This window comes from Kitasatospora sp. MBT66 (genome assembly GCF_000710405.2).
GTDB classification, from domain to species: Bacteria; Actinomycetota; Actinomycetes; order Streptomycetales; family Streptomycetaceae; genus Kitasatospora; species Kitasatospora purpeofusca.
Genome location: NZ_JAIY01000010.1, coordinates 1280676 through 1305880 on the forward strand (window position 1 = coordinate 1280676; position 25205 = coordinate 1305880).

Genomic DNA, 25205 nt, shown 5'->3' on the forward strand with positions numbered 1-25205 from the left:
GGGGCAGGGAGGGGTGGGGCCGGGCCCGGACAGCTGCCCGCGGTCGGGCACCGGCGCCACCCCTCTGCCGCGGGCCGGTCAGACCTCCCCGGCCAGGCGGGCCAGGGCCCCGGCGTAGGTGTCGACGAACTCCTCCGCCGTGGCGTCGTCCACCAGCGCCCGCTGGTGGTCCACCGCGAGCAGCACCCGCTGCGAGGCCGGGTCCTGGATCAGCGAGGCGCCGAAGGTGAAGCTGTTGGGCTCGTGCCGGTAGGTGGGTTCGCTGCCGATCCGGCCGTCCTCGATCCGGGCCGCGCTGAGCCGCCCCAGGGCGTGGAAGCGCAGGTAGCCGAACTGGCTGTCGAGCGCGGTGTCGGCCATCATCCGGGCCAGCCGGGCGAACGGCACCCGGCGGTGCGGCATCATGTCCAGCTCCTCACGGTGCACGTGCCGCACCAGCGCCGCGAGGTCCTCGCCCGGTTCGGCGACCAGCGGCACGGTGTTGAGGAACAGCCCGTAGACCTCGGTGCCGCCGAGGCGTTCGAGCCGGCCGTTCATCGCCAGCCCGGTGGTGACCCGCTGCCGCCCGGTGATCCGGGCGAGGGCGTACAGGTGGGCGGCGAGCGCGACGGACTTGACCGGGACGGAGAGCGCGTCGGCGACGGCGCGCAGCTGGCCCGGCGCGTCCGGCAGCACCCGTTCGACGGTGCGCGGCAGCTCGTGGACGTCCTCGCTGCCGGGCCAGAGCTGGGCGGTGGCGCCGTCGAGCCGCTGGTGCCAGTAGGCGAGCGAGTCCCGGTCGGTGGTGGCGGCGCGTTCGACGGCCACGAAGTCGCGGAAGGCGGTGCGCGGCGGCGGGGCGGGCGCGGAGACCGGGTCGGCGGTGAGCGCGGTGTGCCGTTCGAGGATCTCGGTGAGCAGGGAGGTGAAGCTCCAGCCGTCCAGGATCGCGTGGTGCTCGGAGATGGTGAGCTGGAACGCCCGGTCGGCGAGCCGCTGCACGGTGATCCGGAACAGCGGCGGTTCGGCGAGGTCGAACGGCCGGTCGCGGTGGTCCTCGAAGACGGCGCGGACCTCCGGGTCCTGCTCCGCCTCGGGCCGGTCGCGCAGGTCGGCGAACTCGACCGGGGCGGGCAGGGTGCCGTGCACCAGCTGGAGCGGTTCGCCGTAGCCGGACAGGTCGAGGCCGGTGCGCAGCACGGCGTGGCGGGCCATCGCCTCGTTGACCGAGCGGCGGAACGCGGTCTCGTCGAGGTCGCCGCTGATCCGGTAGGAGTTGACGTTGTGGTAGCTGTCGGTGCCGCCGGCGACCTCCATGTGGAAGACCATGGACAGCTGCATCGACACCATGGGGTAGGCGTCGACGATCCCGGGCGGCAGCTGGGCGCGGTCCTCCTCGTCGATCAGCGCGAACGGCAGGTCGGCGCCGGGGTCGGCCTCGACGGGCCGGGCGAGCGGCAGCAGGGCGGCGACGGTGGGCGCGTTGAAGACGTCCCGCAGCGAGACCTGCCAGCCCCGGTCGTGCAGGGCGCCGGCGAGCTGGACGGCCCGGATGGAGTCGCCGCCGAGGTGGAAGAAGTCGTCGTGGACGCCGATCCCGGGGACTCCGAGCACCTCGGTCCAGACGGCGGCGAACAGCTCCTCCTCCGGGCTGCGGGCCTCGACGTGTCGGCCGGCCCGGGTGGGCGCGGCGCGGCCGGGGGCGGGCAGCGCGGCCCGGTCGACCTTGCCGTTGACGGTCAGCGGCAGCGCCTCCAGCTCGGTGACGCTGGCCGGGACCATGTAGGCGGGCAGGGATCGGCCGAGGAACTCGTGGACGTCCGCCGGGGCGCGGCCGGTGACGTAGGCGGCGAGCCGGTCCTCGTGGACGGTCACCACGCAGGCGTCGACGTCGGGGTGGGCGGCGAGGGCGTTCTCGATCTCGCCGAGCTCGATCCGGAAGCCGCGCAGTTTGACCTGGAAGTCGGCGCGGCCGACGTATTCGAGGCCGCCGTCCGGCAGCCGCCGGGCGACGTCGCCGGTGCGGTAGAGGCGGGCGCCGGGCGGTCCGGCCGGGTCGGCGACGAAGCGTCCGGCGGTGAGTCCGGGGCGCCCCCAGTAGCCGTGGGCGAGGCTGCCGCCGCCGATGTACAGCTCGCCGGGCACCCCGGGCGGGCAGGGACGCAGCCAGTCGTCCAGGACGGCGGCGGTCAGGTGCCGCATCGGCTCGCCGATCAGGCTGCGCTCGAAGCCGGCGCCGCCCTCGGCCACGTCGTGGATCGTGACGTGCACGGTGGTCTCGGTGATGCCGTACAGGTTGCACAGCCGGGCGGGCGGCAGCGGGTCGAGGTCGTGCCAGCGCTGGACCACGCCGGGGTCGAGCGCCTCGCCGCCGAGCATGATCCAGCGCAGCTCCGGGAGGGCGCGGGGGCGGCGGCGCAGGGCCGGTTCGAGCTGGCGCAGCGCGGACGGGGTGAGGCACAGGTGGGTGACCCGCTCGGTGTCGAGGAGTTCGGCGAACTCCTCGGGCGAGCGGCTGGTCAGGTAGGGCACGACGAGCAGCCGGGCGCCGTGCAGCAGTGCGCCCCAGAGCTCCCAGACGGTCCAGTCGAAGGCGTAGCTGTGGAACAGCGTCCAGGTGGTGTCGGGGCCGAAGCCGAAGTGCTCGCGGCCGGAGTCCAGCAGGCGGCTGACGTGCTCGTGGGCGACGGCGACGCCCTTGGGGCGGCCGGTGGAGCCGGAGGTGAAGATCAGGTAGGCGAGGTCGCCGGGGCGGCCGACCGCGGGCGGGCGGCTGTCGGGGCGGGCGGCGACCTCGGCGGCCCCGGCGCTGCCGGCGGTGAGGTCGAGGGTCTGCCAGGGGCCGTCGGGGGCGCGGTCGGGGCGGTCGGTGAGGACGGCCCGGACGGCGGTGTCGCCGAAGACCAGGGCGGCCCGGTCGGCGGGGGCGACCAGGTCGACCGGCACGTAGGCGGCGCCGGCCTTGAGCACGGCGAGGATCGCGACCGGCACGGCGGCGGTGCGTTCCAGCAGCAGGCCGACCCGGTCGCCGGGGCGGACGCCGCGCTCGATCAGGGTGTGCGCCAGCCGGTTGGCGCGGCGGTCGAGTTCGGCGTAGTCGAGGCGTTCCTGCCCGTCGTCGACGGCCGGGCGGTCGCCGTACGCGTCGGCGGCCCGTTCGAACAGGTGGTGCAGGCAGTGGCCGTCGTCGAGGCGGGCGGCGCGGGGCCGGGCCCCGGCGGCGGGGGCCGCGGTGAGCCGCAGCACGGTGGCGTCCGGGTCGGCGAGGGCGGCGTCCAGCAGGGCCGCGTAGTCGGCGGCCAGCCGCTGGATCGTGCCGGGGTCGAAGAGGTCGCCGTTGTACTCGGCCTCGCCGCGCATTTCGCCGCCGCCGTCGCCGACGGGTTCGAAGACCGACCAGGTGAGGTCGAACTTGCTGGTGCCGTTGGCGCGGACGGTGCGCCGGGCGGCGGCCGGGCCGAGGGCGAGCGGGGTGCTGTCCTCGCTGTGGGCGCCGAACACCACCTGGACCAGCGGCGGGTGCTGCGGGGTGCGGGCGGTGCCGAGGTGGTCGACCAGCTGGTCGAAGGGCAGGTCGAGGTAGCCGAAGGCGTCGAAGGCGCCGTCCTGGATGTCGGCCAGCAGCCCGCGGAAGCTCGCGTCCGGGGCGAGCCGGATCCGCAGCGGCAGCAGGTTGACGAAGTAGCCGAGCAGGTCGGCGAGTTCGGGCCGGTTGCGGGTGGTGACCGGGGTGCCGACGAGCAGGTCGTCGGCGCCGGTCCAGCGGTTCAGCAGCAGGGCGAACGCGGCGAGCTGGACGGTGAACGGGGTGACGCCCTCCTGTTCGGCGAGCTCCCGGACCCGGGCGGCGCTGCCGGGGGCGAGGCCGAAGTGCTCGGTGCCGCCGCGCTCCCCGCGCTCGGCCGGCCGGGGGCGGTCGCCGGGCAGGTCGAGCAGGGTCGGGGCACCGTCCAGGCGGTCCTTCCAGTAGGCCAGGTGCTCCTCGTAGGAGGTGTGCTGCTCCTCCTCGGCCCAGTCGGCGTACTGGGTGCCGAGGGCGGGCAGCTCCGGGGTCCGGCCGTCGAGGAACGCCCGGTAGTGGTCGGTGAGTTCGCGCTCGAAGAGGTCGGCCGACCAGCCGTCCCAGATGATGTGGTGGACGACGAACAGCAGGGTGGTGCGTTCGTCGGCGAGCCGGATCGCCTCGGCGCGCAGCAGCGGGCCGGCCGCGAGGTCGAACGGCTCGGCGGCGCGTTCGGCGATCAACTCCTCGGCCCGGGCTTCGCGTTCGTCCTCCGGCAAGGCGCGCAGGTCGGTGACGGCGAGCGGCACGGCGAGGCCGGGGTGGACGTGCTGGCGGGGGCCGTCGGGGTGCAGGGCGAAGGTGGTGCGCAGCGCCTCGTGCCGGGCGGTGACGGTGTCCAGGGCCCGGGCCAGCAGGTCGAGGTCGAGCGGGCCGGTGACCTCGTACGTCCAGGGGGTGGTGTAGGTGACGGCGCCGGGGTCGAGGCGGTCGAGGAACCAGAGTCCGCGCTGGAGGCCGGAGGCGGGCGCGGTCCGGACGGCTGCGGTGTCGGGGGTTGGGGTGGCGGGGGCCGGGGTGTCGGACGGGCGCACGGCCTCGTTCCCTTCGGTGCGAGCGGTGTCGGGGCGGCCCGTCATCACGAGGCCAGCCGTTCGGCGATGGCGCCCACGGTGCGGCCGCGGAACACCACGTGCGGCGGGACCTTGGTGCCGGTCTCCTGCGAGAGCCGCATGGCGACCCGCACGGCGGCCAGCGAATTGCCGCCGATCCGGAAGAAGTTGTCGTCCGGGCCGAGGTCGCCCGGCAGTTCCAGCACGGCCCGGACGGCGTCGGCCACCAGCCGCTGGCCGGGGGTGAGCGGGTCGGCCGGGGCCTCGGCGCGGCGCTCGGCGGGTGCGGGCAGCGCCTTGCGGTCGACCTTGCCGTTGGGGTTGAGCGGCAGCGCGTCCAGCACGTCGACGGTGGCGGGCACCATGTGCTCGGGCAGCAGCGCCGCCAGGTGGTCGAACAGCGCCTCCGGTCCGGCCGGGCCGGCCCCGGCGTCGAGGGTGACGTAGGCGGCGAGCCGGTGGTCGCCCGGGGCGGGCTGGTGCACGGTGACGGCGGCTTCCCGGACGGCGGGGTGGCGGGTCAGCGCGTCCTCGATCTCGCCGGGCTCGACCCGGAAGCCGCGGATCTTCACCTGGTCGTCGATCCGGCCGGTGATCTCCAGCAGCCCGTCCGACCGCCGGTGGCCGAGGTCGCCGGTGCGGTAGAGGCGTTCGCCGGGGGCGCCGAAGGGGGCGGCGACGAAGCGTTCGGCGGTCAGCGCGGGGCGGCCGAGGTAGCCGTGGGCGAGGCCGCCGCCGGCCGCGTACAGCTCGCCGGTGGTGCCGTCGGGGACGGGTTCCAGCCGCTCGTCCAGGATGTGGATCGCCTTGCCGTGCAGCGGGCGGCCGATCGGGATCGCCGCGCCGGCGGCGTCCTCGGCGGTGGCGCGGTGGCAGGTGGTCAGGCCGAGGCTCTCCACCGGGCCGTAGCCGTTGGCGACCACCAGCCCCGGATACTGGTCGAGCGCCTTGCCGACATGGGTGACCGAGGCGCGCTCGCCGGCCGTGAAGGCCACCTTGAGGTCGTCGTAGGTCGCCGGGAACTCCTCCAGCAGGAAGTTGAACAGGCTGGCCGACAGCTGGAGTTGGGTGACGCCGTGGCGCCGGGTGAGCTCGGCGATCGCCTGCGGGTCGGGCCGCTGGCCGGGCTGGAGCACGCACACCCCGCCGAAGGCCAGCGCGCCGTACAGCTCCAGGGCGAAGGCGTCCCAGGAGACCGGGGAGCACTGCAGCCAGACCTCGTCGGGGCCGAAGCGGGCGTAGTCCTGGCCGAGGTAGGTGGTGGTGAGCGCGCGGTGCGGCACGGCGACGCCCTTGGGACGGCCGGTGGAGCCGGAGGTGAACATCACGCAGGCGAGGTCCTCGCCGGTGACCGGCACGCCCGGGTCGTGGCCGGGGCGGGCGGCGATCGCGGCGGCCTGCGCGTCCAGGTCGAGGTGGCGTCCGACCGGGAACGGCGGGCTCGCGTGCCGGTGGGTGACCAGCAGTGCGGCGCCGCTGTCGGCGACCGCCCCGGCCAGCCGCTCGGCCGGGAAGTCCGGGTCGAGCAGGGTGTAGGCGGCGCCGGTCTTGAGCGCGGCCAGCAGCGCCACCACCAGGTCCGGGCCGCGTTCGACCAGCACGGCGACGGTGTCGCCGCGGCCGGTGCCGGACTCGGCCAGGTGGTGGGCGAGCCGGTTGGCCCGGGTGTTCAGCTCGCCGTAGGTGAGCCGCTGCTCGCCGGAGACCACGGCGAGGGCCTGCGGGGCGGCCGCCGCCCGGGCCTCGACCAGGGCGTGCACGGGCGTCTCCACGACGGTGGCGAGGGTGCCCAGCCAGGCGTCGCACAGCTCGGCCATGGTGGCGGCGTCGAACAGGTCGGAGTCGTACTCGAACCGGCCGGTGAAGTCGGTGCCCCGGTCGTCGACGGAGATCGACAGGTCGAACCGGGAGACCGGGTTGGAGTGCAGCTCCCGGGTCACCTCGACGCCGCCGACGGTCAGCGGGCGGGAGTCCAGCGGGTGCAGCTCCAGCAGCACCTGGCAGAGCGGGTTGCGGTTCTCGGCCCGGTCGTCCGGGCGGTCCTCCAGGACGGTGGCCGCGATGTCGTCGAACGGCGCCTCCTGGTGGCGGTAGCCGGCGATCGCCACCTCGCGGACGTGCCGGACCAGGTCGCGGAAGTCCACGTCCTCGTCGACCCGCACCCGCAGCGGCAGCAGGTTGACGAAGTAGCCGACCAGGGCGTCGAGTTCGACCCGCCCCCGGACGCTGACCGGGGAGCCGAGGACGAGGTCGCGCTGTCCGGTCCGGCGGTGCAGGGTCAGCGCCAGGGCGGCCAGCAGCACCATGAACGGGGTGGCGTCCTCGCTGCGGGCCAGCGCCCGGACGGCCTCGGCGACCGGGCGCGGCATCGCGAAGCGGTGGAAGTCGCCGCGGAACTCCTGGACCTCGGGCCGGGGGTGGTCGGTGGGCAGCACCGGCTCGGTCGGGGCGTCGGCCAGGTGCTCGCGCCAGTGGGCGAGTTGCCGCTCGGCGCTCTGCGCGTCCCGGTACTGCCAGGCGCTGTGGTCGGCGTACTGGACCGCGAGCTCGGGCAGGGCGGCCGGGCGGCCGGTGGCCGACTCCTCGTACAGGGCGGCGAGTTCGCCCTCCAGCACGGGCAGCGAGCCCTCGTCCCAGACGATGTGGTGGCAGAGCAGCAGCAGGGTCGCGGTGTCGCCGGTGCGGTAGAGGTGGGCGCGCAGCAGCGGGCCGGTCTCCAGGTCGAAGGGGACGAGCGCGGCCTCGGCGACCAGCCCGTCCACCCGCCCGGCCTCGGTGTCGGTGACGGTGAACGGCACCTCGACGGCGGGGTGGACCACCTGCCGGGGGCCGTCCTCGGTCAGCTCGAAGGTGGTGCGCAGCGCCTCGTGCCGGGCCACCACGCCCGCCAGCGCCCCGTGCAGCCGCTCGGGGTCGATCGGGCCGGCGAAGCGGAACACCCAGGGCACGATGTAGGTCGGCGCGTCCGGGTTCATCTGGTCGAGGAACCACAGCCCTCGCTGGTACTTGGACAGCGGCGCCGAGGTGGCGCCGGCCCGGGTCAGCGGCGGGCGCTCGCCGCCCGCGGAGGCGGTGACGGCGGCGGCGAACCCGGCCAGGGTCGGGGCGTCGAAGATGGCGTACGGGGAGATCATGCCGAAGGCGTCGAAGACCCGGCCGACCACCCGCACGGCGGTGAGCGAATCGCCGCCGAGGTGGAAGAAGTTGTCCTCGGCGCCGACCTCGGGCACCCCCAGGACGTCCGCCCAGACGGCGGCGATCAGCTGTTCGGCGGGGGTGCGCAGCGGGCGCCCGGCGGGGGCGGCGGCGGGCTGCTCGGCCTGCGGCTCGGGCAGGGCGGCGCGGTCGACCTTGCCGCCGGCGGTCAGCGGGAAGGCGTCCAGCACGGTGACGGTGGCCGGGACCATGTGCTCGGGCAGCCGCTCGGCCAGGTGGGCGCGGAGCACACCCTGGTCCGGGGCGGCGCCGGTGACGTAGGCGGCGAGCCGGCCCTCGTGGGCGACCACCACGGCGCCGGCCACGTCCGGGTGGGCGGCCAGGACCTGTTCGATCTCGCCGGGCTCGACCCGGAAGCCGCGGATCTTCACCTGGTGGTCGGCGCGGCCGACGAACTCCAGCGGGGCGTCCGGGGCCGCGCGCCGGACGACGTCGCCGGTGCGGTACATCCGGGCGCCCGGCTCGGGCGCGAAGGGGTCGGCGACGAAGCGGCCGGCGCTCTGGCCGGGGCGGCCGTGGTAGCCGGCGGCGAGCAGCGGGCCGCCGAGGTAGAGCTCGCCGGCCTCGCCGGGGGCGGTGACGGGCCGCAGCCGGTCGTCCAACAGGTAGGCGCGGCGGTCGCCGAGCGGGGTGCCGATCGGGACGGAGCCGGTGCCCGGCCCGGTGGGGCCGGCCAGCCGGTGGGTGGTGGCGGTGACGACGGTCTCGGTCGGGCCGTAGGCGTTGAGCAGCGGCACCCCGGTGGCGTCCCACCAGGTGGCGGCGGCGTCCGGGTGCAGCCGGTCGCTGCCGGAGATCATCAGCCGCAGGGTGCGGGGCGCCCGCTCGCGGCCGCGGTCGCGCACGGCCGGTACGACCTCCTGGAAGTAGCCGGCCGGCAGGTTGGCGACGGTGACGCCCTCGGTGTCAAGCAGGTCCAGCAGGGCGTCGGGGGCGAGCAGTTGCTGCTCGGGGATCACCAGGCAGGCGCCCGCCGAGAGGGCGGTGAGCACCTGCTCGACGGCGACGTCGACGGTGGGGCGGGCGAGGTGCAGCACCACGTCCTCGGCGGTGAGGCCGAAGCGCTCGACGGCGGCGGCCAGGTGGCCGCTGAGGGCGGCGAGCGGCACGTGCACGCCCTTGGGGCGGCCGGTGGTGCCGGAGGTGTAGATGAGGTAGCCGGCGGTGGCGGGCGGCTCGTCCGGCAGGTCGGCGGCAGACGCGCCCGTGGGCTCGCCCGCCGGCTCTCCGGTCGGGTCGCCGATCAGGTCGCCGGTCTGCTCTCCGGTCAGCTCGCCGTCCGTGAGGGCGAGGGTGGCGCCGGCGTCCTCGCGGATCCAGCGGTTGCGCTCCTCCGGGGCCTCCCGGTCCAGCGGCAGGTAGGTGGCACCGGCGCGGAGCGCGGCGAGCAGGCCGACCAGGTGGTCGAGCCGGTCGCGACCGGTGACGGCGACCGTGCGGCCGGGGGCGATCCGGGCGGCGAGGGCACCGCTCAGCTCGTCCAGCTCCCGGTAGCGGACGGTCCGCTCGCCGAGCCGGACGGCCGGGCGGTCCGGGAACCGGCGCGCGACGGATATGAAGGGGAAACCGCGAGATTCCATCATCCAACCCCGATGAATTAACGATGCTGCGGGCAGTGGTCTCGACGATAGGCCCGCCTTCCGGGGCCGATCGGCAGAATTTCCGGAAGACCATCGGCAGTTTCAACTGCCGCTTTCCACATGGGTGTTGCCGCAGACGCAGACGGCCCGCCGGGGCGCACGGAGGCGCCGCGACGGGCTCGCGGGAATACGGTCTGCGATTGTCTGCGGGAAAGGAGTGAGGTGGGGGACGGAACTACTCGGGAAAGTCCGGGGACCACACGTCCGCGCGTTCCAGCGCGGCCGGCGTGTACTTGCCGAGCGCGCTGATCAGCAGCCGCAGCTCCAGGGCGAGGCAGTCGGCGAAGCGGATCAGCCCGTCCTCCGGGTCCTCGGCGGCGGCGAGCAGGGCCGCCCGGCCCAGGCCGACCGCGCGGGCGCCCAGCGCAAGGCTCTTGACCGCCCGGCCGCCCTCCCACATCCGCCCCGAGACCAGCAGGCAGGGCGGCGGCCCGGCGGCGGCCAGCCGGCGCAGGCACTCCGCCAGCGGCAGGCCGACCTGGGCCGGGAAGACACCCGGCGCCCAGCCGGTGCCGCCCTCCGCGCCGTCCACGGTGACGGCGTCCGCCCCCGCGTCGGCGGCCACCCGGGCGGCCTCGGCGACGTCCCGGCCGGGGTGCAGCTTCACCCAGATCCGCGCCCGGGGGAAGTTGTTGCGCATCAGCCGGACCTGCTGGCGCAGGATCTCGGCCGTGAAGGTGCCGGGTGTACTGGCGCGCAGCACCCGGCTGTCGTCGCCGAAGACCGGGTCGATGCCGTAGCGGTCGCCGAGCCGGGCGGCGTCCGCCGCGTCCAGCACGGTCATCCCGCCGAGGCCCGGCTTGGCGCCCTGGCCGACCTTCAACTCGAAGGCGAGCCGCCCGGATTCGAGCAGCGGCAGGGCCGCCGGGTCGCTGTACACGAGGTTCCACACCTCGGCGTCGGCGTCCTCGGTGGACTGCTGGACGGCCACCCCGCCCAGCCCGTCCGGGAGTTCCTCCGCGTAGGCGCGCAACCGGCCGAGCAGGGCCCGGTCGGCGGCCTCGCCGAGCCGGCCGTAGCCGTTCACCGGGACGACGTTCTCGCCGATCACCATCGGCAGGCCGAGCGCGCCCGCCTGTCGGCTCAGCGCCAGGCCGAGGTCACCGCCGGCCGCCCGGGTGGAGCCGGTCGCGGACACGTACACCGGCAGCGCGGACGTGAACCCGCCGATCCCGGTCGTGAGTTCGACGTCCCGGTAGTCCGGTTCGCGGCCCAGGTCGATCAGCCGGGCGAGACGCTGCGGCACGAACACCGGCGGCACGATCCGCAGCGCGTCGAGCGCGTCCCCGGCGTCCGGGCCCGGCTGTCCGGCCGGCGGGCGCTCGGCGCCGAGCAGCACCTGCCCGTAACTGCCGGGCGGCGGGAAGGCGGCGGCCGTGCCGACCCGGGCCCGGTGCCGGACCTCCTCCTCCGGGAAGCCGGGTGCCGAGAGGTCGCTCATGCGCCCGCCCCGTTCCGTCCGGTGGTGTCCCGTCCGACCCGAATGCTGCGTCCGCTCACGGCGACACCACCCCCGCCAGCTTCGGGAAGGCGCTGGCCTGCCAGACCGCGTCCAGCCCGGCGACGTAGCGGGTCAGCCGCTCCACCCCGATGCCGAAGCCGGCACTGGCGGGCACGCCCTCGCGGACCAGGTCCAGGTACCAGCGGTACTTCTGCGGGTTCTCGCCAGTCTCCCGCATCCGGGTGATGATCTCGGCGTAGTCGTTGGTGCGCTGGCTGCCGCTGCACAGCTCGCCGAAGCCCTCGGCCGCGATCAGGTCGAAGTTCCGCAGCAGGCCCGGGTCCTCGGGGTTCTCCCGGTCGTAGAAGCCGCGCGAGCCCTTGGGGTAGTCGGTGACGAAGAACGGCCGGTCGCGCCGGGCGGAGAGCAGTGCCTCACCGGCCCAGTCGAGTTCGGCGTCCGGGCTCTGCGGGTGGCCGAGGCCCTGGAGCTCCGCCACCGCCTCGGCGTGCCGCATCCGGCCGAAGGAGCCCTTCAGCAGCTCGGCGAACGCGTCGGTGTCGCGGCCGAGTTCGGCGAACTCCTTGGGCAGCTCGCGGACCGCGCTGCCGACGATGTGCGCCACCAGCTCCTCCACCAGCTGCACCACGTCGTCCCGGGTGGCGCCCGCCACCTCCACGTCCAACTGGTGGAACTCGGCCAGGTGGCGGTTGGTCCCGGCGGTCTCCAACGGCTCCAGCCGGACGTTCGGCGCGATGCAGAAGATCTTGTCGAAGGCCAGCAGCGAGGCCTGCTTGTAGAGGATCGCGCTGGTCATCAGCTTGTAGCGGTGGCCGTAGAAGTCGATGTCGACCTGCTTGGAGCCGCGCGAGCCGGGATCGGTGACCGGGCCGATGATCGGCGGCAGCAGCTCGGTGAAGCCCCGGCCGCGCAGGAACTCGCGGGCGGCGAACAGCAGCTTGTGCTGGATCCGCAGGGCGGCCCGGGTGGTCGGGGAGGTCAGGTGGCGGCCGGGCTCGGGAAGCGTCGCGGCGCCGGTCGCGGGGGTGGGCCCGTCGGTGGTCATGGCGTGGTGTGTCCCAACTCTCGTGGTGCGGCGGGTGTTCGGTCGAGGTCCGGGGTCTCGGCGGCGCGACTGTCGTAGCTCCACTGGACGTGGGAGAGCGCGCCGAGCAGGTCGGCCGAGCCGAGGATCGGCGGGCGCGGGCCGCCGGACAGGCCGGCGATCGGCATCGAGCCGACGTTCGACCAGTGCAGCCGGCCGTCCGGCCCGAGCGAGCTGCGGGCCCGGCCCGCGTTGTCGGGGTGCAGGCAGTAGGGGACGTCCAGGTAGCCGGCCGCGAAGGCGCGGACCAGGGCCCGGCCGATGTCGGTGTCCAGCTCCAGCACGGCGCCGATCAGCGCCCGCGCCTCGGCCTCGATGCCGGTGTCCGGGACGGCGGTGAGCGGCGGGCGCAGGCGCTCCGCGGCGGCAGCGGCGGCGGCCGTCTCCAGCGCCGTCACGTTCTCGCCGACGGTCGGGATCCGGTGCGCCTCGGCCGTCGTCTTCACGATCAGCCGGGCCGCGCCGGTGCGCACCGCCAGCCGGGCCGCGTCCTCCAGCAGCAGCCTGGCCCCGCCGGGGGTGCGCGGGAACACGCCCATGTAGGCGTAGAGCACGAGATGCCGGTCGACGTCGGGCAGCAGTTCGTCGGCGAGCCGGCCGAGCACCGTGAGCGCCTCCTCGTCCTGCACCCGGTCCGGCTGCTGGGCGTAGCTGAGCGAGATGCTGCGCAGCCCGTGCTGGCGGAAGAACAGCGCCTCCAGCACGCTGACCGCGATCAGCAGACTGGGCGGGCAGAGCTGCCCCATCAGACAGCCGCCGAAGGTCTCCAGATGCGGCTCGGCGCCGAACTCCCGCAGCGAGGCGAGGAGTTCGCAGCTGCGCCGCCAGCAGGCCACCGCCTCGCTGAGCGGGGTGCGGCTGTACGGCAGGCAGTAGGAGACCGGGCCGCCCTCGGTGGCGTCCAGGCCGACCGCGAGCAGCGCCCTGATGATGTGCTCGGGCATCGCCGAACCGTGCCGGACCTGCACCGGGAAGCGGGCGTCCGAGACCCCGCGCAGCACCGCCCTGGTGACGTCCACCGGGTGGCTGGCGATCGGGTAGCCGTTGAGGCCGACGCCCTCGTTGAGGGCGCTCCGGGCGGCGGCGAGGTCCCCGGTGCGGGTGTAGCTGTCCAGGGTGATGGTGCCGACGGTGGTGGCGGCGGCGCCGCGGGTGGCGAGCAGGCCGTCGCGCATCCGCAGCGGGTCGGCCATGCCCATCCGGGGCTGGACCACCAGGGTCCCGGCGGCCCGGGCGCGGGCGACGAAGGCGCCGAAGCCGGGGGTGGCGGGGGCGTCACCGCGAGGCGCGGTGGCGGGGACGGTCATCGCAGCACCCCGGAGGCGGAGGCGGTGGGCAGGGTTCTGGCGGCGGTGGGCAGCGCCCGGTCGGCGGGCAGCGCGCGGCCGTCGGACGCGGACAGGGCCCGCGAGGCGGCGGAGGGCAGCGCGCCGACGAAGGAGCGGAAGTCGGCGACCGAACGCCCCTCCTCGAACACCCCGTCGTACCCGGCCGCGAGCAGCGACCGCTGCCGGTCCGGGTCGCCGGAGCCGGCGATGCCGAGCTTGCCGCCGATCACGGTCGGGGTGGCGGCCAGTTCGGGGCAGGCGCGCAGCGCCTGGATCACCCGCAGCCCGTCGTGGTAGCCGTGTCCGTTGACGCTGCTGAGCACGATCAGGTCGGGCTCGATCCGGCGGCACTCGGAGACCAGCAGCTCGTCCGGCACACAGGCACCCAGGTTGGTGACCCGGTGGCCCAGCTCCTCCAGCAGCAGTTGGAGGAAGACCAGGTTCCAGGTGTGCGAGTCCGAGGCCATCGTCGTCACGACGACGTCCAGACCGGCCGGTTCGGCCTTTCCGCGCTGCGGCTCCAACTGGTTCACGGCGCAAACCCTCTGTAGTCGGTGGGTGGTGGGAGTCCCGGCCCGGCGGCGCCGGCGACCGGCTCGCCCGGCCTGAGCAGAACGCTAGGCAGGATCGGACCGGCGGACCGGCAGCTCGTCCGGCAAGTGACGGGCAGTATCGGGACCCGGCGGCTCGGCCCGCCGCACCCGGCACGGGTAAGCGTCACCGCAGCAGGACCCCTGGTGCGCCCCGTCGTCCGGCGGCTCAGCCCGCCGCGGCCAGGACCGGGTACGCCCCGGCGCCGCCGAACAACCGGCGGCAGAGGTTGAGCACGGTGAACCGGACGCCGTCCCGGGCCGGCACGCTGCGGATCAGCCCGCTGGCCAGCAGTTCGTGCACGGCGGCCAGCGACTCCTGCGGCGGCCGTCCGCTCAGCTCGACGGCGTCCTCCCCGGACCAGTCCCCCGGCTCGGCGGCCAGCCGCTGCAGCAGGTCGCGCTGGCCCAGCGTCAGCCGGTCCACCGCCGCGTCCAGCGCCTCGCCCACGCCGCCACGACCGCCGAAGCCGGCCGGCGGCGGCCCCAGGTGGAACGGCCCGTCCGCCATCCGCGCCACCAACTGGCGCGGCGAGAGCACCGTCGACCAGCCGGCCGCCAGCTCCAGGGCGCCGGGCAAACCGTCCAGCTGGCGGCAGAGCGCGGCCACCGCGGGCGCCTCCTCCGGCTCCAGCCGGTACCCGGGGCGCAGCCGGCGCAGGTGCGACAGCAGCAGCCGGACGGCGCCGACCTCGGCCAGCGCGGCCGGGTCGTGGTCGAGCTCGGGACCGGGGGTGGGCAGCGGGGCCAGCGGGACCACCTGCCCGCCGGGCAGCGGCTGGGCGACCCGGGCGGTGATCAGCACGCTCAGGCCGGGGCAGCGCTGGAACAGCTCGTCCAGCAGGGCGGTCTCCACCCCGGCGTCGGCACCGTCCAGGACCAGCAGGGTGGGGCGGGCGCCGATCGCCCCGACCAGGTCGGCCCGGCGCTCGGGGCCCATCCCGGGCTGGCGGGCCCAGTCGATCCAGCGCACCGACCAGCGGGCGGTCAGGTGCAGCCGGCGGGCCACCTCCAGCACCAGCCGGGTCTTGCCGACCCCACCGAGTCCGGCCACGGTGACCAGCCGGTCGCCGTGCACGGCGAGGGCCTCGGTGAGCACGTCGATCTCCGGTTCGCGGCCGACGATCGCGCCCCGGGCGACCGGCGGCGCGGTCGGCTCGTCGCGCGGCTCCTCGGCGAGCGCCTGGCGGCGGGCGGCCGCCTCGAACACCGAGCGGCTGCGGCCCTCCAGCCGCAGCGCGTCGGCGAGCAGCCGGACCGTCTCCTGCCGGGGGCGCTGGACCCGTCCGCTCTCCATGTCCCGGATCGCCCGGACGCTCAGTGTCGCGTGGTCGGCGAGGATCTGCTGGGTCAGGCCGATGCGCTCGCGCCGGATCCTGAGCAGCTCGCCGAAGCCCGCCGTCGACTGCAGGGTGTGACCGCCGTCCATGCTCCGTCCGCCTTCCGTGGGTTGGCCAAGTACCGGGGACCAGGGGCCCGCGCCCCCCGTCAGGCGGGCCCGAGGGCGGCGCCGGACGGTGGTGACCGTCGGACCGGCTTTCCCCTGGCGCCGATGGTCCACGGCCCGGCTCTACGGCCGATCAACGGCCGATCACCGCAGATTCACGACACCTCCGCATCGTCCACGAACCCTCCGGACGCCCGAAGGCGCGGAGCGGGATCGACGGCGGCGGGCGGGACGGGCGGGAAAGGGTGGCGGAACGGGACCGGCCCGGGCGTACCGCATCGGGGAACGGTACGACCGGGCCGGTGGCTCGGGGCGGGACTGCGTCGGGGCCGGGGTCGGGCTCAGGCGCGCTGGAGCCCCGGGTGGTACGCCTCGCTGACGAAGGAGGCGGCGGTGGACACCGTGCCGCCGGGGCGGGTGATGTGCGAGACCACCCGGTAGTCGGCGCGGGCGTGCTCCTCGTCGAGGGTGATCGCGGTGTAGCCGCGCCGCCCGTCGTAGAACTTCAGGTGCGGATTGGCGGCGGTCAGGGTGGCCCAGTTGCCCGGGTGCTCCTCGCCGTCCCCGTCGCTGGCGATCGAGGTACCGACGATCTCCACGCCGACGGTCCGCGAGTCCGGGTTGTCGAAGTCGCGCTTGACGTCCATCGCGTAGGCGACGTGCACGTCCCCGGTGAGGACGACGAGGTTCTCGACGCCGATGTCCTCGACCCCGGCCAGCAGCCGTTCGCGGGCGGCCGGGTAGCCGTCCCAGGCGTCCATGGACAGCTTGGAGACCTCGGCGGTGGTGTTCTTGCGGCGGGAGAGCACCACCTGCTGCGGCACCACGTTCCACACCGCGCGGGAGCTGCGGAAGCCGTCCAGCAGCCAGCGCTCCTGGGTGGCGCCCATCAGGGTGCGGCGCGGGTCCGCCGACTCCGCGGTGGGGTACTGCCAGCCGTCGCCGTTGGCCTGGTCGGATCGGTACTGGCGGGTGTCGAGGATGTCGAACTGCGCCAGCCGGCCGTAGTGGTGGCGGCGGTACAGCTTGAGTTCGGTGGCGTTCGGCTGCGGCATCCGCAGCGGCATGTTCTCCCAGTAGGCGCGGGTGGCGGCGGCGCGGCGGGCGACGAAGGCATCCGGGGACTGGCCCTTCTCGGGGATGCCGGCCGCGTAGTTGTTCTCCACCTCGTGGTCGTCCCAGGTGACGTACCAGGGGAAGGCGGCGTGCGCGGCCTGGAGGTCGGGGTCGGTCTTGTAGAGGGAGTAGCGCAGCCGGTAGTCCGCCAGGGTGGTGGTCTCGTGCGCGAACAGCGACGGCAGGGTGCGGTCGGTGTACTTGCGGTCGCCGCCCGCGGCGTCGATCGCGTACTCGTAGATGTAGTCGCCGACGTGGAAGACGGCGTCGAGGTCCTCCTCCGCGAGGTGCTTGTACGCGGTGAAGTAGCCGTCCTCGTAGGCCTGGCAGGAGACCAGGCCGAGGCGGACCCGGTCGACGTGGCGGTTGCGGGCCGGGGCGGTCCGGGTCCGGCCGACCGGGCTGGTCCAGGCGCCGGCCCGGAAGCGGTACCAGTACACCCGGTCGTGGTCGAGGCCGTCGGCGTCCACGTGCACCGACCAGTCGAACTCGGCGTGGGCCCGGGCGGTGCCGCGCCGGGCGACCTTGCGGAAGCGCTCGTCCCGGGCGATCTCCCAGTCCACCTCGACCACGCCGGCCGGCGGCAGGCCGCTGCCGGGCTCCAGCGGGCGGGGCGCGAGGCGGGTCCAGAGCACCACCGCGTCACCGAGCGCGTCACCGGAGGCGACGCCGAGGGTGAACGGGTTCTCGGTCAGGGTGCGGGGCGCGAGCTCGTTGTCGGCGGCGTGGGCGCTCGGCAGCTCGGTGGTGAACGCGAGCGCGGCGGCCGCCGAGGCGACCGTCAGGAAGCGGCGGCGGCCGAGGCCGAGGCGGGCGGCGGCCTCGGTCAACCGCCGGTCGGGCGAGGGCTGCTGGTCTGTGCGGGCCATGGGCTGGACTGCCTTCCGTACGCGGGGGCCGGACCGGCCGGGCGCACCGGCCGGTCACTGCGGCCGGGACACCGGCTGTGCACGGAGGGAAATTGGACCGGCCCGTGCGGTACGGCGGGCGTCGGAGCATCGGCGGGCAGGTGATCATCGCGTGATCACAGCGGCCGGATCGGACAATCGGGAGATTCCTGCCGGAGTCACGCGGTGGAGTCCGCTCCGGATTCGTACCGAGCGGGGCGGTCGGCGCGGACCCGCCCGCCCCACTCGGCCCGCCGGTCCTGCCCGCACGCAGATGGACGAGCGCCGCCCGTCCCTCCACCGCGCGCGGGTTGCACGCCCGTCGACGGAGCCTCACGGCCCGGCGCCGGACGGCGACCGGCAGGTCCTCGGCCACCGTGCCGATCGACGGCGTTCACGGTGGAGCCCGGGGCGAGATCACCCCGATGGGCCTGCGGGTGGGTGGCGGCAGCCAATCACGACACCGCACCCACCCGCAAACCCGCCGCTCACGGGATCGGACGCTCCGTCATACTCCGAGCCCGGAAGGGTTGTTCACGGCCTGTTGCCCTCCGGGGAGCGGTCTGCCGTCCCGGCACCGGAAGGTCGGCCGCAGGAGGGGCCGGCGGAGGACCGGCGCCTCCCGGGGCGGACCGTGCGGGAACAGCCGATTCGCTTTCCACCGGCCCGGTGCGTAAGGTCGTGTTCACCGACGCGGGGTGGAGCAGCTCGGTAGCTCGCTGGGCTCATAACCCAGAGGTCGCAGGTTCAAATCCTGTCCCCGCTACTCAGTAGCAACGAAGGCCCGGAGGATCCGTCCTCCGGGCCTTCGCCGTTCCCGGAACCGTTGCCCCGAACCATTGCCCCGAACCGTTCCCGAGGTTTCCCGAAGCCGCCCCCCGAGCAAGAAATCGGCTTCCCGGGCACCCCGGCCGAAAGCGATTCGCTTTCCACCGGCCCAGTGCGTAAGGTCGTGTTCACCGACGCGGGGTGGAGCAGCTCGGTAGCTCGCTGGGCTCATAACCCAGAGGTCGCAGGTTCAAATCCTGTCCCCGCTACTCAGTAGCAACGAAGGCCCGGAGGATCCGTCCTCCGGGCCTTTGCCGTTCCCGGAACCGTTACCCCGCAACCGCTCACCGAGCAAAAAATCGGCTTCCCGGCACCCCGGCCGAAAGCGATTCGCTTTTCACCCGCACAGTGCCGTAAGGTCGTGTTCACCGACGCGGGGTGGAGCAGCTCGGTAGCTCGCTGGGCTCATAACCCAGAGGTCGCAGGTTCAAATCCTGTCCCCGCTACTCAGTAGCAACGAAGGCCCGGAGGATCCGTCCTCCGGGCCTTCGCCGTTCCCGGAACCGTTACCCCGCAACCGCTCACCGAGCAAAAATCCGGCACCGGAAAATCAAAAGGGCCTGGCATCGGCCGCGTGTGGTGCGCAAGAGTGGCCCGACCGCCGCCGCGACCGATGGAGCCGCCCGTGACCGTCGCCAGGATCGTCCGCTATCACCACGAGTTGCCGGTCGACTTCGACCAGTTGCTGCTGGGCGTCCACGTCGACGCCCGGGCCGACCGGATGTACGACCCGTTCGCCCAGCGGTTCCACCTGGTCGTCGACCACTGGACGAGGCGTCCCGGCTTCTCGTGCGTCGTCTCCTACGACGGCCGCGAACCGACCGGCTTCGCCTACGGCGCACCGCTGGCGGCCGGCCGTGAGTGGTGGCGCGGGCTGCTCGACGCCGCACCGGACCCCGCCGTGACGTTCGGCCTGTCCGAGCTGATGGTCCGCCCCGCCTGGCGCGGACAGGGTCTCGCCGGGCGGCTGCACGACGCCCTGCTGGAGGACCGGCCCGAGGAGTTGGTGTGTCTCCTGGCCGAGGCCGACCAGCCCCGGGCGCGGGCCCGTTGCGAGTCCTGGGGCTACCGCCCGGTGGGCCCGACCCGGCCCGTCGGCGGAAGTCCCGCGTACACGGTGATGCTCCGCCGACTCCGGGCCGCGCCCCTCCCGCCCGCGCCGCTCCTGCCCGTGCCGCCGCTGCGATCCGGCCGGGAGTACCGTGAAAGGGCCGTCGCGCATCCGGACGGTTCGGCGGCCGGCGAGTCCTGAGAACGAGCCTGAGAACGAGTCCTGAGAAAACGTCCATGCCCTCCTCAGGATGTTCAAAGCCGCGCCCCCTACTCTCATCGATCATGGCGATACGAAGCGTCTCCCGGGCAAGAGTGCTGGTACCGGTCGGCCTCCTCGTCGCCGCGGGGGCGGTGGCCGCGGCGCTGCAGGGGCAGTCCGGCGGTGTCGAGGGCCGGCCGCAGATGTCCGTCGTGGCCGACACGACCTCGTCCGCGCCGCCGGTGGTCACCACGGTCGTCCCGGTCACCCCGACGGTCACCCCCACCGCCGCAGCCCCCACCCCGACAGCCGCTCCCGCCGCCTCGGCCGGAGCCGCCGCCGCGGCCCTGCACAGCGCCGTCGACCGGGCCGAGGGCGCGGTCTCGGTGGCGGTCACCGATCTGGGCACCGGGCAGTCGCTCAGCTACGGCGGCCCCGGCCACGGCTTCGCCACCGCCAGCATCGTCAAACTCGACATACTGGCCGCGCTGCTGCTCCGGACCCAGGACCTCGGCAGCACGCCGACCGCCGCCCAGCGCGACCTGGCCACCACGATGATCGAGAACAGCGACAACGACTCCGCCACCGGCCTGTGGGACGAGATAGGCGCGGACCCGGGTCTCGACGCCGCCAACGCACGCTTCGGACTGACCGCCACCGAGGCCGGCCAGGACGGCTACTGGGGCCTCACCTCGACCACCGCCGACGACCAACTGCGGTTGCTGCGCCAGGTGTTCACCGACGATTCGCTGCTCTCCCCCGCCTCCCGCGCCTACATCCAGGAGTTGCTCGACCAGGTGGAGGACGACCAGCGCTGGGGCGTGGGCGCGGCGGCGAGCAACGGCGGGTTCGAGGTGAAGAACGGCTGGCTGCCGAGGGACACGGACGGTCTGTGGGTGATCAACAGCATCGGCCGGGTCGAGCGGGACGGGCACGAGCTGCTGATCGCCGTGGTCTCGGACGGGAATCCGACCGACACCGACGGCATGGACCTGGTGGAGTCGGTGGCCCGGGCGGCGGCCGCGGCCGTCACCGGGGGCTGAGCGCTCATCCCGGCCGCCCAGCCCGGTCGGGTCGGGTCGGGTCGGGTGGGCCGAGCAGATCGGGTAGGCCGAGTCGGTCGAGGAACTGCCGTTGGCCGTCCAGGAATCCGTCCGCGAAGAGCGAGCGGGGCAAGAAGAGCGCGGTGAGCGTGAGCTTGAGCTCCGACCGCTCGACGGAGCGCTTGAGCAGTGAATGGGCCGCGTCCGGGTAGTGCTCGACCGTCAGCGCGCCGCCCGCGTCCAGCGCCTCGCGGTAGCCGCGCTCCGTGTCGGCGGTGTCCACATTGGTGTCCTGGCCCGCGAGGACCAGCAGCACCGGGACGCCGCGCAGGGCGAGGAGGTCCCGGGTGGCGTCGGCGGTGTGGTTCCTGGAGACGAACCCCCAGCGGTCGGCGGTCATGCCGTGCGCGTCGCCGCCCATGGCCGCGAGGTACTCCTCGAAGCTCGCACGGCGCGCCAGCAGCGCCCGGACGGCGTCGCTCCTGGCGGTCTCGGCCTCGACCCGGGCCGCCGACGCGCCCTCGGCGCGCAGTTCGGCGAGGAGGTTGTAGCGGCCCTGCCGGAGCCAGTCGATCGCGGGCGAGACGGCGACGACGAAGCCCACGGGCGTCCTGGCGGCGACCTTCGGCAGGACCCAGCCCGCCTGACTGGCGCCCCAGAGCCCGATCCGGTCACCGTCGATGTCCGGGCGGGCGCGGGCCCAGGCGATCGCGGCGGCCGTCTCGTCGGCCCGGTCGTCCATCGACTGGTCGAGCCAGTTCCCGGGGGCGCCCGCGACACCGGGCTTGTCCCAGGAGAGGGAGGCGTAGCCGGCCCTGGCGTTGGCCTCCCAGATGGGCTTGTAGCCGTCGTCGTGGGTGGCGTCGGTGGGGCCGTCGCCGTGGACGTACACGACGAGGCCGTGGCGCTCGCGGCCGTCCCTGGGGACGGCGAGGACGCCGTTGAGGACGTGGCCGCCGTGGCGGATCGAGACCCGCCGCTCGTCCAGGTCGTAGGAGTTCTGCCACAGCACCGCGCCGACGAGGCCGGCGCCCGCCAGCAGTACCGCGACGAGCGACCACACGGCGGCGCGGAGCCCCCGCCGTCGGGGCTGGGTCTTCGCGTGCACGGGGACGGCCACCTCCGTTCTGGTTCCGGTTCCGCTTCCGACCCTAGATCTATCACCACAAGAACGATCGTGGCGAGTCTGATAGATTTGAGCTCTGGTTTCAAGGACCGAGGAGAAGAGGGGAGCATGGGACCGGACACACCGGACCGCCCCGGCACCGGGGCGGTGACCGTGCGGCGGGGCCTCCCCGCCGGGGCCGAGCGGCGGGCCGCCGAGCTGTACTGGGACGCCTTCGGCCGCAAGCTCGGCCCCGCCCTCGACCCGCCGTTCAAGGCCGTGCCCTTCATCGCCGCCCACCTCAACGCCGACCGCGCGGTCTGCGCGCTCCTCGACGGGCAGCTCGTCGGCCTCGCCGGGTACCGGCACGGCGGGCGGGCGCTCACCGGAGGATCGGCCGGCGCCGTGCTGCGCACCTACGGGCACCTGCGCGGACTGCACCGCCTCCTGCTCCTCACCCTGTTCGAACGCCGACCGGGGGCCGGGCAGCTCCTCATGGACGGGATCGCCGTGAGTCCGGACCTGCGCGGCCGGGGCGTCGGCAGCCTGCTCATCGAGGAGGTGGCTGCCTTCGCCGCGGAGCAGGGCTACCGGGAGATCCGGCTGGACGTGATCGACACCAACCCGCGCGCCCGGGCCCTGTACGAGCGGCGCGGCTTCACGGCCGTACGGACCGAGGAGACGCCCTACCTGCGCCGGCTGCTCGGCTTCGGCGCGGTCACCACCATGCGCCGCCCCGTCGGCACCGCCGGAAGGGCAGGACTGTGAGCACCGGAACCGACGACATCGGAGGCGACCGCGTCGAGGTCCCCACCCGGATGCTCGTCCACGCCCTGATCCGCGAGGACGGCACCGTCGGCGCCGACGAGCTGTACAGCGTCGCCAACACCCTGGGCATGAGCGACCAGCAGGTCCGGCTGTGCGTCAAACGCCTCGTCGCCGAAGGCAGGTTCACCCACCAGGGCCGGGGCCGCAGGGCGGAGCTGCACGCGACCCCGGACACCGTGCGGGCCCTCGCCCCCAACGCGGACTTCCTCCGGCACGCGTTCCGCCAGGACGCCGGGGCCGCGCCCTGGGACGGCGTCTGGCACCTGGCCGCCTTCGCGGTGCCCGAATCGGCGCGCGCCGCCCGGGACGCCCTGCGCGAGACGCTCGTCCACCTCGGCGGCGCCCCGCTGCAGGGCGGGCTGTACGTCAGCGCCAACGCCTGGGAGCCGTACGTCGAGGAAGCGGCCCAGCAACTCGGCGCCCACGGCGGGCTCACCCTCCTCACCACGACCGACCTGCGCCGGGGCGACACCCGGGAACCCGCCGAACTCGCCCGGGAGCTCTGGCCCCTGGCGGAGATCGCCGACCGCTACCACCGCCTCGACCGCATCACCGAACCGCGCCTCGCCCGGCTCACCGGTCCCGCTGAACTCTCCTCCGCCGAACTGCTCACCGTCGCGGTCGAGTTGGCGGCGGAGCTCACCCGCGCCATGGATCCCGACCCGCTGCTGCCGCCCCAGCTCCTGCCCCGGCCCTGGCCCGGCGTCCGGGCCCGGGAGCGGATCGCCCGCTGCTGGGCCGCCCTGTACGCCCGCGACCGGGGCGAGGCCCGCCCGGCGCTCTTCCGCCGCTACGCCGAGATCACCCGGGAGGCGGCGGAGCGGGCCACCGGCTGACCCGGCGCGGCCCTCGGGAGTCACTCCTCCTCGGGGACCTCGACGATCAGCAGCGTCCCGCGGCTGCCGGGCCGGACGGCGTGGGCCGCCCGCGCCGGGATCCGGTGCAGCTCGCCGGGGCCGACCGTCAACTCGACTCCGTCGACGAGCAGTTCGAGGCGGCCGTCGAGGACGAGCAGCACCTCCGGGTTGTCGTGGGACTCGACGGGCAGCGGCCGCCCGTCCATCCGCATGACCTTCACGGCCGCCGTGCCCACCTGCTGGAGCACGCGCGAGGCCCACGCCTCCGGCAGTTCGGACGCGGCGGCGGACAGGTCGACCGGGTTCACGGCGTTCGGGTTCACGGCGTTCGGGTTCAGAGCATTCGGGTTCAGAGCATTCGGGTTCACGGCATACCTCCACGGCGGACCCGCCCCGCCGTGGAGGCAGGACCGGACCGCGAAGTGTTCGAAGGGGACGTCCCGGACGCTATCCGAGCGGCCGGGCCCGTTGGTCGACCGTTTGGTAAAACCTCGCGCGGCGCCCTCCCTCCGGGATCGTCTCAGCGCGACAGTCCGGCCCGGTGGGCGAGGATGGCGAGGCGGACGCGGTCGCGGGCCGCGAGCTTGTGGAGCAGTCGGCCGATGTGGGTCTTGGCGGTGCCCTCGGTGATGTGGAGGCGCGCGGCGATCTCGGGGTTGGTGAGCCCGTCGCCGACCAGCGCCAGCACCTCGCGCTCGCGGGCCGTGAGGGCGAGCACGGCGGTGCGCGCCCGGGCCCGCGCCGGGTCCTCGTCGGCGGCGCCCGGCCCGGCGGCCAGCAACCCCGTCAGCTCGGTGATCAGCTGCCGGGCGATGCCGGGCGCGAGCGCACCCTCACCGGCGGCCACCGCCCGTACCGCGGCGAGGAGTTCGGCGGGTTCGGCGTCCTTGAGCAGGAAGCCCGCCGCCCCGGCGCGCAGCGCGCCGCGCACATAGGTGTCGAGCGCGTAGGTGCTGAGGATCAGCACCCGGCTGCCCGAGGGTCCGGCGACGATCCGGCGGGTGGCCTCGATCCCGTCCAGGCCGGGCATCCGGATGTCCATGAGGACGACGTCCGGCCGTTCCCGGTGGGCGAGTTCGACGGCCTCGGCGCCGTCCGCCGCCTCCCCCGCCACCGTGAAGCCCGGGGCGAGGCGCAGGATGCCGGCGAACCCGGCGCGGACGAGGGCCTGGTCGTCGGCGACCAGGACCCGGACCGTCACGGCCGGCCCTCCGTCGCCGCCGGGCCTGACCCGGAGTCGGCCCCGGCCAGTGGCAGCCCCGCGCTGACCCGGAAGCCGCCCGTCGGGGTAGGCCCGGCCACGCACCAGCCGCCGTACGAGGCCACCCGCTCCCGCATCCCGGCCAGGCCGGTGCCACCGACGCCACCGGTGCCCACCGGCTGCACCGGGCGCGGACGCACGCCGTCCCCGGGCCCGTCGTCCGTGACCTCCAGCCACAGTTCGTCGTCCCGGTACTCGACCTCCGCCCGGGCCTCGGCGGCGCCCGCGTGCCGGACCACGTTGGCGAGCGCCTCCCGCAGGATCCGGTACCCGGACAGGCCGACGCCGGGCGGCAGTTCGCGCTCCGGCCCGCGGATCCGCACCCGCACCTCGACCCCGCCGGAACCGGCCCACTCCGCCAGCCGCCGCAGATCGTCCACCGCCAGACCGGGGGCGGGCACCGGGACGGGCAGCCCTTCCCCGGGCTCGCCGTCCTCGCGGAGGACGGCGAGCAGCGTCCGGGTCTCGCGCAGCGCGTCCGTGCTCACGGCCCGGATCGCCGCCAGCGCCGTCCCGGCCGCCTCCGCACCGCCGTCCGCTCCCGCGTGTGCCAGCGCGTACTGGCCGAAGCCCGCCTGGACGCTCACCACGCCGAGGCTGTGCGCCACCACGTCGTGCACCTCCTGTGCCAGCAGCAGCCGTTCCTCCGAGCGGGCGGCCCGCTCCAG

Annotated in this window: 16 protein-coding genes and 3 tRNA genes; 7 read left to right on the forward strand and 12 right to left on the reverse strand. The window is 74.8% G+C overall.

What is annotated here, in order from left to right; translation table 11 throughout:
- Window positions 1–78: 78 nt before the first annotated feature.
- The 8 genes from BI06_RS30215 to BI06_RS30250 all read right to left on the reverse strand — a co-directional run bounded on the left by BI06_RS30215 (window position 79) and on the right by BI06_RS30250 (window position 17345).
- On the reverse strand, window positions 79–4575 hold the full coding sequence (locus BI06_RS30215) for a non-ribosomal peptide synthetase (protein WP_051742263.1): 4497 nt from the start codon (window positions 4573–4575) through the stop codon (window positions 79–81).
- A gap of 44 nt (window positions 4576–4619) precedes the next feature.
- Window positions 4620–9392: a non-ribosomal peptide synthetase gene (locus BI06_RS30220; RefSeq protein WP_233290326.1), complete on the reverse strand. Its 4773-nt coding sequence runs from the start codon at window positions 9390–9392 to the stop codon at window positions 4620–4622.
- A 232-nt stretch (window positions 9393–9624) separates the two neighbouring features.
- Window positions 9625–10890, reverse strand: a complete 1266-nt coding sequence (locus BI06_RS30225; protein WP_043472789.1) for a glutamate synthase-related protein — start codon at window positions 10888–10890, stop codon at window positions 9625–9627.
- A 55-nt stretch (window positions 10891–10945) separates the two neighbouring features.
- Window positions 10946–11956 carry an asparagine synthetase A gene (locus BI06_RS30230; protein ID WP_043472794.1) on the reverse strand — a complete coding sequence of 337 codons (1011 nt, stop codon included), beginning with the start codon at window positions 11954–11956 and terminating at the stop codon, window positions 10946–10948.
- Window positions 11953–13302: a methylaspartate mutase gene (locus BI06_RS30235; RefSeq protein WP_051742129.1), complete on the reverse strand. Its 1350-nt coding sequence runs from the start codon at window positions 13300–13302 to the stop codon at window positions 11953–11955. Before BI06_RS30235 ends, BI06_RS30230 begins: the two co-directional genes overlap by 4 nt.
- Entirely contained in the window at window positions 13299–13790 is a 492-nt protein-coding gene (locus tag BI06_RS30240; RefSeq protein WP_107113434.1) for a cobalamin-dependent protein, read from the reverse strand. The genes BI06_RS30235 and BI06_RS30240 overlap by 4 nt, the downstream gene beginning before the upstream one ends.
- A gap of 292 nt (window positions 13791–14082) precedes the next feature.
- Complete coding sequence (locus BI06_RS30245; protein ID WP_030397905.1) at window positions 14083–15342, reverse strand: helix-turn-helix domain-containing protein; 1260 nt, start codon at window positions 15340–15342, stop codon at window positions 14083–14085.
- Window positions 15343–15701: 359 nt separating this feature from the next.
- Entirely contained in the window at window positions 15702–17345 is a 1644-nt protein-coding gene (locus BI06_RS30250; RefSeq protein ID WP_043472797.1) for an alkaline phosphatase, read from the reverse strand.
- 710 nt (window positions 17346–18055) lie between these two features.
- On the opposite strand from BI06_RS30250, the gene BI06_RS30255 reads away from it, so the two are divergent.
- The 5 genes from BI06_RS30255 to BI06_RS30275 all read left to right on the forward strand — a co-directional run bounded on the left by BI06_RS30255 (window position 18056) and on the right by BI06_RS30275 (window position 20486).
- Window positions 18056–18129: transfer RNA gene (locus tag BI06_RS30255), tRNA-Met, on the forward strand.
- A gap of 197 nt (window positions 18130–18326) precedes the next feature.
- Window positions 18327–18400: transfer RNA gene (locus tag BI06_RS30260), tRNA-Met, on the forward strand.
- Window positions 18401–18563: 163 nt separating this feature from the next.
- Window positions 18564–18637: transfer RNA gene (locus tag BI06_RS30265), tRNA-Met, on the forward strand.
- 179 nt (window positions 18638–18816) lie between these two features.
- Window positions 18817–19443, forward strand: a complete 627-nt coding sequence (locus BI06_RS30270; protein ID WP_063795036.1) for a GNAT family N-acetyltransferase — start codon at window positions 18817–18819, stop codon at window positions 19441–19443.
- An 83-nt stretch (window positions 19444–19526) separates the two neighbouring features.
- Window positions 19527–20486: a serine hydrolase gene (locus BI06_RS30275; RefSeq protein WP_082558751.1), complete on the forward strand. Its 960-nt coding sequence runs from the start codon at window positions 19527–19529 to the stop codon at window positions 20484–20486.
- Between the two features lie 4 nt (window positions 20487–20490).
- Here BI06_RS30275 and BI06_RS30280 read toward each other — a convergent pair whose 3' ends face one another.
- Window positions 20491–21594, reverse strand: a complete 1104-nt coding sequence (locus tag BI06_RS30280; RefSeq protein ID WP_233290327.1) for a S9 family peptidase — start codon at window positions 21592–21594, stop codon at window positions 20491–20493.
- Between the two features lie 126 nt (window positions 21595–21720).
- Between BI06_RS30280 and BI06_RS30285 the strand changes: the two genes are divergently transcribed.
- Together BI06_RS30285 and BI06_RS30290 are read left to right on the forward strand one after the other, a co-directional pair.
- Window positions 21721–22359, forward strand: a complete 639-nt coding sequence (locus BI06_RS30285; protein ID WP_051742131.1) for a GNAT family N-acetyltransferase — start codon at window positions 21721–21723, stop codon at window positions 22357–22359.
- Window positions 22360–22409: 50 nt separating this feature from the next.
- A complete protein-coding gene (locus BI06_RS30290; protein ID WP_051742265.1) occupies window positions 22410–23255 on the forward strand; it encodes a PaaX family transcriptional regulator C-terminal domain-containing protein in 846 nt (281 codons plus the stop codon).
- 20 nt (window positions 23256–23275) lie between these two features.
- On the opposite strand, the gene BI06_RS30295 is transcribed toward BI06_RS30290, so the two are convergent.
- The 3 genes from BI06_RS30295 to BI06_RS30305 form a co-directional block, all read right to left on the reverse strand.
- Window positions 23276–23644 (reverse strand): cupin domain-containing protein, encoded by a 369-nt coding sequence (locus tag BI06_RS30295; protein WP_369826250.1) that lies wholly within the window; start codon window positions 23642–23644, stop codon window positions 23276–23278.
- A gap of 152 nt (window positions 23645–23796) precedes the next feature.
- On the reverse strand, window positions 23797–24477 hold the full coding sequence (locus BI06_RS30300) for a response regulator transcription factor (protein ID WP_043472800.1): 681 nt from the start codon (window positions 24475–24477) through the stop codon (window positions 23797–23799).
- Window positions 24474–25205: sensor histidine kinase (locus BI06_RS30305; protein WP_233290328.1), on the reverse strand; the 732-nt coding region annotated here is incomplete at its 5' end. The genes BI06_RS30305 and BI06_RS30300, both read right to left, overlap by 4 nt.

Excerpts from the sequence above, each read along its gene's own strand:
- BI06_RS30220 (WP_233290326.1), bottom strand. The coding sequence starts at position 9,392 with ATGATGGAATCTCGCGGTTTCCCCTTCATATCCGTCGCGCGCCGGTTC.
- BI06_RS30225 (WP_043472789.1), bottom strand. The coding sequence starts at position 10,890 with ATGAGCGACCTCTCGGCACCCGGCTTCCCGGAGGAGGAGGTCCGGCAC.
- BI06_RS30230 (WP_043472794.1), bottom strand. The coding sequence starts at position 11,956 with ATGACCACCGACGGGCCCACCCCCGCGACCGGCGCCGCGACGCTTCCC.
- BI06_RS30235 (WP_051742129.1), bottom strand. The coding sequence starts at position 13,302 with ATGACCGTCCCCGCCACCGCGCCTCGCGGTGACGCCCCCGCCACCCCC.
- BI06_RS30240 (WP_107113434.1), bottom strand. The coding sequence starts at position 13,790 with ATGGCCTCGGACTCGCACACCTGGAACCTGGTCTTCCTCCAACTGCTG.
- BI06_RS30245 (WP_030397905.1), bottom strand. The coding sequence starts at position 15,342 with ATGGACGGCGGTCACACCCTGCAGTCGACGGCGGGCTTCGGCGAGCTG.
- BI06_RS30250 (WP_043472797.1), bottom strand. The coding sequence starts at position 17,345 with ATGGCCCGCACAGACCAGCAGCCCTCGCCCGACCGGCGGTTGACCGAG.
- BI06_RS30275 (WP_082558751.1), top strand. The coding sequence starts at position 19,527 with ATGGCGATACGAAGCGTCTCCCGGGCAAGAGTGCTGGTACCGGTCGGC.
- BI06_RS30285 (WP_051742131.1), top strand. The coding sequence starts at position 21,721 with ATGGGACCGGACACACCGGACCGCCCCGGCACCGGGGCGGTGACCGTG.
- BI06_RS30290 (WP_051742265.1), top strand. The coding sequence starts at position 22,410 with ATGCTCGTCCACGCCCTGATCCGCGAGGACGGCACCGTCGGCGCCGAC.